10 protein-coding genes are annotated in these 11296 nt (G+C 34.3%); 4 read left to right on the forward strand and 6 right to left on the reverse strand.

Annotation, left to right across the window (positions count from 1 at the left end; translation table 11 throughout):
• The first annotated feature begins 6 nt into the window (after window positions 1-6).
• Window positions 7-1350: a RagB/SusD family nutrient uptake outer membrane protein gene (locus tag CL818_RS07665; protein ID WP_013186157.1), complete on the forward strand. Its 1344-nt coding sequence runs from the start codon at window positions 7-9 to the stop codon at window positions 1348-1350.
• Between the two features lie 174 nt (window positions 1351-1524).
• The gene (locus tag CL818_RS07670) at window positions 1525-1881 is read left to right on the forward strand and encodes a toxin-antitoxin system YwqK family antitoxin (protein WP_041240852.1); all 357 of its coding nucleotides are present in this window, start codon (window positions 1525-1527) and stop codon (window positions 1879-1881) included.
• A gap of 115 nt (window positions 1882-1996) precedes the next feature.
• Here CL818_RS07670 and CL818_RS07675 read toward each other — a convergent pair whose 3' ends face one another.
• From CL818_RS07675 to CL818_RS07690, 4 genes are all read right to left on the reverse strand, one after another.
• A complete protein-coding gene (locus CL818_RS07675; RefSeq protein WP_272973029.1) occupies window positions 1997-5494 on the reverse strand; it encodes an efflux RND transporter permease subunit in 3498 nt (1165 codons plus the stop codon).
• 70 nt (window positions 5495-5564) lie between these two features.
• Window positions 5565-6722 (reverse strand): efflux RND transporter periplasmic adaptor subunit, encoded by a 1158-nt coding sequence (locus CL818_RS07680; protein WP_272973028.1) that lies wholly within the window; start codon window positions 6720-6722, stop codon window positions 5565-5567.
• A gap of 48 nt (window positions 6723-6770) precedes the next feature.
• Window positions 6771-8141: a TolC family protein gene (locus CL818_RS07685; RefSeq protein WP_272973027.1), complete on the reverse strand. Its 1371-nt coding sequence runs from the start codon at window positions 8139-8141 to the stop codon at window positions 6771-6773.
• Entirely contained in the window at window positions 8131-8745 is a 615-nt protein-coding gene (locus CL818_RS07690; RefSeq protein ID WP_272973026.1) for a TetR/AcrR family transcriptional regulator, read from the reverse strand. Before CL818_RS07690 ends, CL818_RS07685 begins: the two co-directional genes overlap by 11 nt.
• Before the next feature lie 146 nt (window positions 8746-8891).
• Between CL818_RS07690 and CL818_RS07695 the strand changes: the two genes are divergently transcribed.
• Window positions 8892-9866, forward strand: coding sequence for a polyprenyl synthetase family protein (locus tag CL818_RS07695; protein ID WP_272973025.1), 975 nt, complete (start codon window positions 8892-8894; stop codon window positions 9864-9866).
• Window positions 9866-10228, forward strand: a complete 363-nt coding sequence (locus CL818_RS07700) for a hypothetical protein (RefSeq protein WP_272973024.1) — start codon at window positions 9866-9868, stop codon at window positions 10226-10228. Before CL818_RS07695 ends, CL818_RS07700 begins: the two co-directional genes overlap by 1 nt.
• Here the strand turns inward: CL818_RS07700 and CL818_RS07705 are convergent.
• Window positions 10225-10674 carry a DUF6265 family protein gene (locus CL818_RS07705; RefSeq protein ID WP_272973023.1) on the reverse strand — a complete coding sequence of 150 codons (450 nt, stop codon included), beginning with the start codon at window positions 10672-10674 and terminating at the stop codon, window positions 10225-10227. The two genes, CL818_RS07700 and CL818_RS07705, sit on opposite strands and share 4 nt — an antisense overlap.
• A gap of 9 nt (window positions 10675-10683) precedes the next feature.
• Window positions 10684-11211, reverse strand: a complete 528-nt coding sequence (locus tag CL818_RS07710) for an alpha-ketoglutarate decarboxylase (protein ID WP_272973022.1) — start codon at window positions 11209-11211, stop codon at window positions 10684-10686.
• Window positions 11212-11296: the final 85 nt, after the last annotated feature.

Genomic DNA, 11296 nt, shown 5'->3' on the forward strand with positions numbered 1-11296 from the left:
GTAATTATGAAAAATATTTTTAAGAAAATTTCAATCATAGGAACAGTTGCTCTAGCGGCAATGACCTTTGGTTCTTGTGAGTTCGACGAAGTCGTTGATCCTAACGCCCCAAGTTTAGGTGGTGTACAAGAAAATGCAACAATAGGACAACTAAACGAATTAGTTGTTGGTATAGAGTCTACTACTCGTAATGGCCTTGGTGTAGAAACTACAGCAAGCGGAACTATGGCTAGAGAATTGTATCTTTTTGATGCAGATCCTCGTAACACAGGAGATTTATTAGGAAAAAACGGAATTGGTTTAGATAACAATTCATTTTATAGTGTTTCTCAATGGAATGGTAACTACCGTGCTATAAAAAACACTAACATCCTACTAAATGCTATTGACAACACTGAGTCTATAGATGACACAGAACGTAATGGTTATGCTGGTTTTGCAAAAACAATTCAAGCATACGAGCTTATACAAATACTTAAGTCTTACGGAATGGCAAGAACTGATGTTGCAGATGAATTAAACTTAGGTCCTATTTTAGATTTTAATGCTGCAATAGCAGATGTTAGAGCTTTATTAGAAGAAGCTAACACTAATTTATCTAATGCCGGTACAAGTTTTATTTTCCCTTTAGCTGGTTTTAGCACTAGTGTTTCTGATTTTCAGGAATTTAATAGAGGTGTAGCTGCTTTAGCTGCTGTATATGCTGGCGACGGTAACGGCGCACTAACAGCACTTGCAAGTTCTTCTTTAAACCTAGATGCAACAACTTTAGAGGAGCTAAATGCAGGACCAAAGCATGTGTTTTCTCAACAAGCTAATGACCAAACTAATCCTGTTTTTAGAGGTCCATCTACTCCGGAAAACCCAAATAATGGTGACCAAATAGTTGTACACCCAAGCTTTATTGCAGATGCAACGCCTGGTGATGCAAGAGTAGAACGTAAGACTGCTTTAAGACCAGATCCATCTACTCAGGATGAGTTAACTGGAGATTTTGAAACACGTTTATACGCTACAAATGTTTCTCCTATAGATATCTTAAGAAACGAAGAGCTTATTTTACTATATGCTGAAGCAAGTATCTTAGCTGGAAGTCCTGGTGATGCAGTAACTGCACTAAACGTAGTTAGAAATGTGTCTGGTAATATTGGTGATTATACTGGACCAACTACTACAGATGCTTTAACTGAAGAATTACTAAGACAACGTCGTTATTCACTTTGGAGTGAAAACCACAGAATGTTTGACTTAAGACGTTACAACATGTCTGATATGCTACCAATAGACCGAGCTGGAGACCAAATATTTAATGTATTTGATATTCCATTATCTGAAAATACAGGAGCATAAATCATTAATTCATAGAATTATATTAAAACCACTTCTACCCAGAAGTGGTTTTTTTATATTTAATCATTTCATAATCAGTGTTTTAAAGCTTTAATGTTATTTTAATGTTACCAAAACTTGTTTTTAATGTAAAATATATGTTATCTTTGTTATGTAATAATAAATAATTTGGTTATGAAGAAGCTATTAATGATGACAGCACTAGTGTTTACAGGCGCACTATTTGCACAAGATGTAAAGCCTGAGTTTGAAGAACAAGGAGATTTAATTAAAGGAACTTTTTTTTATGAAGATGGAGCAGTTAAACAAAAAGGCACGTATAAAGATGGTAAACTTCACGGAAAGTGGGTTGCCTATGATAAGACTGGTGCGAAGACCGCGGTTGCGCAATATGCCAATGGTGAAAAAACTGGCAAATGGTTTTTTTGGAATAATGGAAATTTAACAGAAGTAGATTATACTAACAATACTATTGCTGAGGTAACAACTTGGGACAACTCTAAAACACTAGTTGTAAGAGATCGCCCATAACCAAAATATTAAATAAAATTATTAAGCCTTTAGATATTCTCTAAAGGCTTTTTCTTTTTACATAAGTATAAAAAAGGCCTGCATTTGCAGGCCTTTTAGTTATTAGAAATTAATTTTATTGATGTATATCGTGAAGCTTTTCTTTATTAAAACGCTTTCTAAACCTAAGCTTGTTTCTATGTACTAGATAAAATAATACTGGTACTATAATTAGTGTTAAGAAGGTAGCAACAATAAGTCCATATATTACAGATTTTGCCAATGGACCCCAGAATATAACGTTATCTCCACCCATATATACATCAGGATTTAGACTACCAAATAAGCCAAAGAAATCTATATTTAAACCAATAGCTAATGGAATTAAACCTAATACAGTAGTTATTGCTGTTAATAGTACAGGTCTTAATCTTGCACGACCAGCTTCAATAATTATATCTGTCATTTCTTCTCTAGGTAATAAATCTCCATCACTCATACCTAATTTTACCATGCGCCTATCTATAAGAATCTGGATATAGTCTAATAATACTACGCCATTATTTACAACAATTCCCGCTAACGAAATTATCCCCATCATAGTCATCATTATTACAAAAGATGCTCCAGTTATAATTATACCGCCAAACACTCCTATTAAACTTAGGAATATAGCAATCATAATTATTGTTGGTTTTGAAATTGATCCAAATTGGAATACAAGGATTAACATAATTAATCCCAGTCCAGAAAAGAACGCACTCATTAAAAATGCCATTTGTTTATTTTGTTCTTCTATCTGCCCTGTATAATCAATTTTAATTTCTTGTGGCAAATCTTGAAACTCTTTCATCTTCTCCTGTATTTGCGCAACAATAGCTGCAGCATCTGTATAACCAGGTTCTAATGCAGAGTAAACTGTAACCACACGTTCTGCATCTCTGTGTTTAATCGCACTAAAAGATGATGTGTTTTTTTGTTTAGCAACTGCAGAAATTGGAATTTCCTTGATTTGCCCTGTTGCGGGATCTCTAAATGTTATGTTTTGATTGAATAAAGCACTAGTATTATATCTATTATCTTCATTAAACCTCACATAGATATCATAATCTTCTCCATCCTTTTTATAAACACCAGCTTTATCTCCAAAAATAGAACGTCTTAACTGGTTACCAACTTGTCCTGTTGTAACACCAAGCTCTCCTGCTTTCTCTCTATCTACTACAACTTGCATAGCAGGCTTGCTTCGGTTTACATCTATCTTAAGCTCTGCAATACCTTCTATATTTGAAGCATTAATGAAATTCTTCATTTGTTCTGCCACTAAGATTAGCTCATCATAATCTGGTCCTTCTAGCTCAATGTTAATTGGGTAACCTGCAGGTGGTCCATTTGAGTCTTTTTCAACAGAAATAGCAACACCAGGATATACACCTTCTAATGTATCCTGAACCTTCTGTCTTAAGACTTCAGAATCTTTACCTTTTCTAAACTTATACTCTCGCATAGTTGCAGTAATTTTTGCCCTATGTGGCATTTCTGCACTATTACCACCATCTGTTTGAGGGTTACCTGCTCCTTCTCCAACTTGAGATACAGCAGACTCTACCATATAATTTCTGCCGTCTTCCATATACATGTCATCTTGCAGTACTGCATATACACGCTCTTCAATATCCTTAGCTATCTCATTAGTTTTTTCGATATCTGTTCCTTCAGGATATTCTATATATACTATAATTTGGTTAGGCTTATTATCAGGAAAGAACTCAATACTTGTTCTACCACTTCTTACAGATATTCCAAATAGTATAAATACAATAAACAACAAGCCAAAAGTACCTGCAGCAAATGCCCAAGCTCTACGCCCTTTTAAGGCGTACTGTAAAAAGCTCTTGTATCTATTTTCTAAAGCTACTAAGGTTTTACGTTGAAAGTTTATAGCCCAACCTTTAATAAAGAACTTATATAACCAAAGTAAGATAATAGTCACAATCATTAATGTACCTAAACCTCTTACTGGACCTCCAACAAAAAATACAAGCAATCCTAACGGCAACCCAATAAACGTAATTCTTCTTAGTGATTTCTTTGAGATTATCTTTTCATCTGTACTCATAAACTGAGACACTAACATGGAGTTCATGAAAATTGCCACAAATAAAGACGAGCCTAGTACTATAGACAGAGTAATAGGGAAGTATTTCATAAACTCTCCCATAACGCCTGGCCACATTCCTAACGGAACAAATGCTGCAACAGTAGTTAATGTAGAAATGATAATTGGCACAGCAATTTCTCCAATACCTTTTTTAGCAGCTTCAATACGGCTCATACCTTCTTCATCCATAAGACGGTATACGTTTTCTACTACCACAATACCATTATCTACCATCATACCTAGCCCCATAATTAATGCGAAAAGAATCATGGTATTCATAGTATATCCTAATAGCTGAAGGATAAAGAATGCTATAAACATAGACATAGGAATTGCAAACCCAACAAAAAGTGCATTTCTAAACCCTAGGAAAAACATTAATACTGTAACTACTAGTATAATACCAAAGATGATATTGTTTACAAGGTCATCTACTTGGTTAATTGTTTTTTCAGATTGATCATTAGCTAAAGTCACCTTTAAATCTGGTGGAAATACATTTGCTTTTGTCTCTTCAACAATAACTTTAATTTGGTCTACAGCTTCGACCATATTTTTTCCAGAGCGTTTTTTAACGTCTAACATAACTACACTCTCGCCAAACTCTCTAGCATAGGTGGTGTTATCTTCTTCCTTAAACGTTACATTAGCTATGTTTTTAAGGTAAACTGCTCCGTTTTGAGATTTTACCACAAAATTATTAAGCTGTTCTGGAGACTGTATTTCACCTAAAACTCTAATGGTACGGCGCTGTCCACTTTTTATTAGGTTACCAGCACTAATGGTCATATTACCACCACGAATAGCGTTTAGTATATCATCAAAACTAACTTGGGCAGCCATCATTTTATAAATATCTACAGCTACCTCAACCTCTTTCTCTTGAGCACCTCTAATGTCTACTTGCTTAATTTGCGGCAAGTCTTCAATTTCATCTTCTAAGTATTCTGCATATTCCTTAAGTTGCTCTACCTGATAATCACCTTCAATATTAATATTAAGGATTGGTGTTTCTTCAGCTATATTTAAATCGAAAACATTAGGCTCTACTTTAGCATCATTAAACGTTGGCCAGTCTTCACTTGCTTTTTCTGCATCTACCTCATCCTTTACCTTAGTTTTAGCTTGCTCAACAGTAATCTCCTCATCAAATTCTACAGTAATTATTGCATAATCTTCTTGAGCTGTTGAAATGATTTCGACAACATTACTCACGTTTTTTAATCTATCCTCTAAAGGATCTACAATGAGACGCTCTATGTCTTCTGCTGTATTTCCTGGATAAGGCGTGCTTATGTATACTTTGGTTTCTTCAATTTCTGGAAAACTTTCTCTAGGAAGCGTAAAGTATGCTGAAACACCTAGAGCAAGAAAAATGGCAATCATTACCCAGATGGTAGTTTTACTGTCTATTGCCCAAGACGACATGCCAAACTCCTTATCGGCATTTTTTTGTGCTTTATTACTGCTCATATTATAGTATTATTTGGTTGGTTTTGTAAAGCCCCATAGCAAATCCTGCTAAGAGCTTTAAAAACAATCCTTAATTTTTTATTTGTAACTCTTGGCCTTCTTTTACTGTACGAGCACCTTCTTTAATAACAAAGTCTCCGTTACTTAATCCTGAAAGCACCTCGATATTTTGCCCTTGAGAACGTCCTGTTTCAATAATTTGACGTTTTGCAACTGGTGTATCTTCTCCTTCAGCTATATAAACATATTGCTCACCATCTGCATTTTCAGAAATAACGCTTAGTGGTATAAGTAGTGCTTTTTCTGAAGTGTAATCATTAATCTTTAATCGTGCAGTTAGGTTTGGTTTTATAGACTTGTCTTTATTTGGCACAGCCACTTCTATTCTAAACGTTCTGTTACTGGGACTTATGTAATTACTTGCTTGTCTTACCTTAGAGTCTACTGTTTTATTAAGAATAGGGAAGTTTATTGTTACCGGTGTGTTTTCTGATACAGATGTTAAGTAATCTTCAGGGATTTCTGCTTCTATATACATGTCTTCTAAACTTACCAAACGCATTATTTGGGTTTGTCCAGATGCTACTACGGTACCTTGCTCTGCTATTACATCTTCAATAGTTCCAGAAAATGGTGCTCTTATAGTTGTTTTACCTACTTGGCTTCTCATCTGTGCAACAGAGTTTTGTTGTCCTTCATATTGAGCTTTAGCTTGTAGGTATTCAATTTCACTACCTATATTTTGCTCCCAAAGTCTTTGGCGGCGTTCAAAAGTTGTTTTAGCTAGAGCTAACTGTGTTTCCATTTGTGCAAGCTGCTGGGAAATACCTCCATCATCTATTTTTGCAAGTAGCTGTCCTTTGTTTACACGCTGTCCTTCTTTTACATAAATACGCTCTAAAAGGCCATTGTATTCTGAAGATATTACAATATTCTGCTTAGTTTCCACACTACCTTGAAGCTCTAAATAGTGGTTAAATAAAGTATCTTTTACAACGATAGTAGATACTAAAGGCAAATTCTTGTTGCCGCTTTTTAACTCTAGAACTGAGTCGATTTTCTTAACTTGCATAGCAGCAGTACGCTGCTCTTCATTTAAAGCACTTCTCTTCTCTTTAAGCGCCTCTATATTACCTTCTGCAATAAGGCTATCTACAGATTCATTTTTATTACCACCACAAGAGGCGATGATAAGGCTTAATACGATTAATTTTAATATAGATCTCATAGTTTTCTGTTGATTCGTTTTCTGTATGTCTTTTTCTAAATATTGCAATTACTTGCTTTCTTGATATGGCACTCTTAGCTGTGGTGTATTTAGTACCGTTTCTAACTCTGCTTTAGTAGTAATTACATTTACCATACTTTGCAAGAGTTCTTGTTGGGCGTTATAAAGTTGTGTTTGTGCTTGACGTAGATCAAAGCTTGTAGAAATACCTTCTCTAAATTTTATCTGGTTTTTGTTTTCTATTCGCTCTGCCAACTCAAGATTTTTTTGAGCGGTTTGGTAACTTTCTATAGCAAACTGATAGTCACTACGAGCTGTATCTGTGTCTAACTGAATTTGCTGAATTGTTTGCTCTAAATCTGTTTGAGCCTGATCTAAAGCAATTGCTGCTCTTTGTGTTCTAGCACTTCGTTTTAAAGAGCTAAAGATTGGGACATTTATAGACACCCCAAATATTGAAGACTGAAACCATCTGGTATCACTATCAAAAAATACAAAATCGTCGTCTTGAGTTTGTGTTCCGTAATTTACAAATGCATTTACGCTTGGTAATGCCTTACTTTTTTCAAGTTTTAACTCTAACTCTCTTTGCTTGGTTAGGTTGTCTGCAATTTTATAATCTACATTTTCCTCTACAGCCAGTTCTTGCTCAGAAATCTCTAAACTCACATTTTCGAGTGTAAGTTGCTCAAGACCATCTTTAAATACAACAGGTGCATTTACAGGAATACCCAATGCTAAATTGAACATTTGCTTTGCAATATCTGCTTGTCGTTTGGTATTGCTCAATTGGTTTTCTAATTGCAATTTTGTGATCTGTAATTGCTCTGCATCTTCCTCTTCTGCAAAGCCTTCTTCATACAATGCTTGTGTTTCAGAGAGATTGTCTGTAATCGCATCTATGTTTTTTTCTACTATGCTTACACTTTCTTCTGTTAGCAACACACCACCATAAGCGTTAATTACACCTTTTCTTACTTCTAACCGTGTTTTCTCATTTGCATTTTCAGAAAATTCAAGAAATGCAGTTGAGGCTTTAAGGGCTACCAAATAAGAACCATCAAAAATTACTTGGCTTAACGTCGCTGTTAAGTTTGCAGATTGTTTGGCACCAAAGGTTACCGGTGTAAAGGTTCCTGGTTCTCCTCCAGAAAACTCTGCAGGAATAAATGTTACAGGTTGCTTTAATTGATTTTGATAATCTACCGAGCCATTAATTTGTGGCAAACCGTCTGCTGTAGTTTCCCATTTTTGCTTTAAAGCTTTTGCAACATCTCGTCTTGCATTAATTGCAGTATAGCTGCTATCCAATGCATAATTTACAGCTTCCTCTAAAGAAAAACTGTAGGATTTAGGGGCTTCTTGTGAAAATGCCACACTACTCACAAAGAGCAGGAGCATTACTATTCTATAAGTCATTAGGTGTATAGTTTTCAATTGTTTCTGTTAGTTTTTTTAATCCTTTTTGGGTTACAATTCCTCTTAGGTGGTATTCTAAATATTTTTCCATGAGGGTAATCATGGGAAATTGATCTGCTGGAAACATATCATTATCCTTTATACCTACCATTCCAAGAAAGTAAATTCGTGAAGCAAACTCTACATCTAAATTTTCACGGTAAAGACCCATCTCTAAGCCTTTATTTAGATTTTCGACAACACAATCCTGCATATAGTCATATTGCTTAGATCTCATTTCTGCAAAAACTGCCGGATAATATTTCTGAAGCTGAAATTGTGCAGAAGAGTTTTGATTCTTCATATGCTTCATTACATATTGCTTAATGGAGTACAACTCCACAATAGGGTTTTGATTTTCTTTTCTTACACCATCTATACCACTACAAATTCTTAGGAACAATATTTCTGTACTTGCTTTAACTAATACACTCTTGTTTTTAAAATGGGTATAAATGGTTTTTTTTGATATGCCCATTTCTGTAGCAATATCATCCATAGTTACACTCTTAAACCCTAGGTCTAAGAATAGCTCTGTTGCTTTATTTAAAATTGTCTCTCTCATATTGAAGCTGCAAATGTACAACAGGAAACTTAAAAAACAAAAATAGTTTCCAAAGTTTATGTTATTGTATTGTTAAGTAATCTTTTGCAATTGTCATCCTTTTAAATCGTCCTTAATGCAGTATTTTTGACAAAATTTTTATTTCGATGCAGGAAATTTCAAGCTACCGCGAAGCATTCATTGCTCATATGAACTCAAAAGTTTCAGTTAAAGAACCTGAAAATTTATACGAGCCTATTTCTTATATACTTAACCTTGGCGGAAAACGATTACGCCCTATTCTTGTGCTTATGGCTACAGAAATTTTTGGTGAAGATTATACAAAAGGACTCGATGCTGCTTTAGCTGTGGAAGTTTTTCATAACTTTTCCTTAGTTCATGATGATATAATGGATGACGCACCACTGCGAAGAGGCAAAGATACTGTGCACGAAAAATGGGATTTAAATACAGGTATCCTTTCTGGAGATGCTATGCTCATAAATGCTTATCAGCTTTTTGAAAATTACGACGGCTCAACCTTTAAAGAGCTTGCTAAACTGTTTACAAAAACTGCCATTGAAGTTTGCGAAGGACAACAGTATGACATTGACTTTGAAACAAGAGATGATGTTACAATACCAGAGTACCTTAAAATGATTGAATTTAAAACTGCTGTTTTAGTAGGCGCTGCATTACAAATGGGAGCAATTGTGGCAAATGCAGAAGATACTTGCAAAGATAAAATATATGAGTTTGGCTGTTTGCTTGGCTTGGCTTTTCAATTACAGGATGATTATTTAGATGCCTTTGGCGACCCAAAAACATTTGGAAAGCAGGTTGGTGGTGATATTATAGAAAACAAAAAAACATTCCTTTATTTAAAGGCAATTGAAAACTCTACCAAAGAAGATGCTAAACAACTTGAGCACCTTTACTCTTTAAGTCCAAAGCGACCTGAAAACAAAATAGAAACTGTAAAAACTATTTTTGAAAATAGTGGCGCATCTGAACTTACAAGACAAGAAATTGAGAAATACACAAAAAAAGCTTTTGAGTGCCTAGACCATATTAGCATTTCAGAAGACAAAAAGAAAGGTCTTATTGAGTTTGGAAACATCCTTATGAACAGAACTGTGTAATGCAAAAACCCGAAGCTATATCTTCAGCTGTTAATCTATTTGAAGAAGCTACCTCTCTTAATCTTTTTAAGAATCTAGTGGTTCAAGTTGAGAAAGATTTTAATTTGGCAAGTGTAGACTTAGATATTGATACAATTGAAAGCACAACACCAAACTCTCTTTTAGATGGTATAGAGTCTAAAATATACTATTTATTACAGTATGACACTTCTACATATATAAATTTACTTTATATCATAGATGTACCAGAACAATCTATAAAACACTTAAAAGCTGAAAATTTAGAACAGTTCTCAAAAGATATTTCGTTCTTAATATTGAAACGTTGCTGGATGAAAGTATGGTATAAAGCCAACTACTAATTGGTTTGCTTTAAAAGTGTGTAATTAAACGCCTCTGTAACATCTTTACCTTGTACAACTACAAACAGTTCTCTGTCTGAAACTTTTTTATAGATAATCTTCTTAGGAAAATCGTGATTTGGATTTTCAAAAGAATACGTGTTCTCATCAATCTGATTTAAAACAAAATCAATTGCCTTTCCTGCATTTTGATTTGGTACCATTGCAGAATAAACAATATCTTTCTTAACCTTTCGTATAGCTAAACGTTCTGCTATTTTCTTAGAGCCATTCTCTTTAACTGTATAAGCTTCTCCTGTTAAAATATTAGTATCAGACGGTTTCCAAGCTTCATAAACTTCCTTATCAGAAACTTTCCACTCACCTTCCATAAAAGAAAGACTTATCTCCTGTGATAACACATGATTTGAAACAAACAAGGACACTAGAATAATTAAATATTTCATAATCATTAATTAAAAATACACGCTAATAAAAGGTACAAGAGCACTGCTATAAATACTATCATCTTCATCAAACAGCACATCATATTTCACACCAGCAGTTAAGTTACCTGTGGTATACCCAATTCCTAAAAACAATGCTGGATAGGTATAATTTCTTTCAAAGGTAGAACCGTCTAATTCACGTTTAAAATTTACATACAATTGCTCAAATTCAGAAGATAGTCTTAGGTTGGATATTGGTCTAAAAAAAGCCAATGCACTTCCTCCTATTGTATAAGCTCTCGCATCATCAAAAGATGTGTAGCTACCACTTAAACCAGTACCTACAGACCAATAATTATTAATATCATAAATAACAGAAGGTGCCAGATTTGCGGTAAAAAAGCCATCTCCAAATCCTAATCCAAGACTTCCTCCTATTCTCAAATTGTTAGAAAAACCAGATCCACTCTGTGCTTGTGTTGCACAAGAAATGACCAAAAGCACAATTAATAGCTTAAATTTTGAAGAAAAGAAAGTGTTAATAATGAGTTTCATAGCGTTAAGCTTTATTAAATAGTTCATAAATATAGTAATTCAAAAGTCTATTATCCTGAATTGTTGTATTTTTGCTTAGTTTTTA

Origin of the sequence: Croceibacter sp., from assembly GCF_002716225.1 — a bacterium.
Classification (GTDB): domain Bacteria; phylum Bacteroidota; class Bacteroidia; order Flavobacteriales; family Flavobacteriaceae; genus Croceibacter; species Croceibacter atlanticus.

Coding starts and splice junctions, on each gene's coding strand:
- CL818_RS07690 (WP_272973026.1), bottom strand. CDS start 8,745: ATGAGAGAGACAATTTTAAATAAAGCAACAGAGCTATTCTTAGACCTA.
- CL818_RS07695 (WP_272973025.1), top strand. CDS start 8,892: ATGCAGGAAATTTCAAGCTACCGCGAAGCATTCATTGCTCATATGAAC.
- CL818_RS07680 (WP_272973028.1), bottom strand. CDS start 6,722: ATGAGATCTATATTAAAATTAATCGTATTAAGCCTTATCATCGCCTCT.
- CL818_RS07670 (WP_041240852.1), top strand. CDS start 1,525: ATGAAGAAGCTATTAATGATGACAGCACTAGTGTTTACAGGCGCACTA.
- CL818_RS07710 (WP_272973022.1), bottom strand. CDS start 11,211: ATGAAACTCATTATTAACACTTTCTTTTCTTCAAAATTTAAGCTATTA.
- CL818_RS07675 (WP_272973029.1), bottom strand. CDS start 5,494: ATGAGCAGTAATAAAGCACAAAAAAATGCCGATAAGGAGTTTGGCATG.
- CL818_RS07700 (WP_272973024.1), top strand. CDS start 9,866: ATGCAAAAACCCGAAGCTATATCTTCAGCTGTTAATCTATTTGAAGAA.
- CL818_RS07685 (WP_272973027.1), bottom strand. CDS start 8,141: ATGACTTATAGAATAGTAATGCTCCTGCTCTTTGTGAGTAGTGTGGCA.
- CL818_RS07705 (WP_272973023.1), bottom strand. CDS start 10,674: ATGAAATATTTAATTATTCTAGTGTCCTTGTTTGTTTCAAATCATGTG.
- CL818_RS07665 (WP_013186157.1), top strand. CDS start 7: ATGAAAAATATTTTTAAGAAAATTTCAATCATAGGAACAGTTGCTCTA.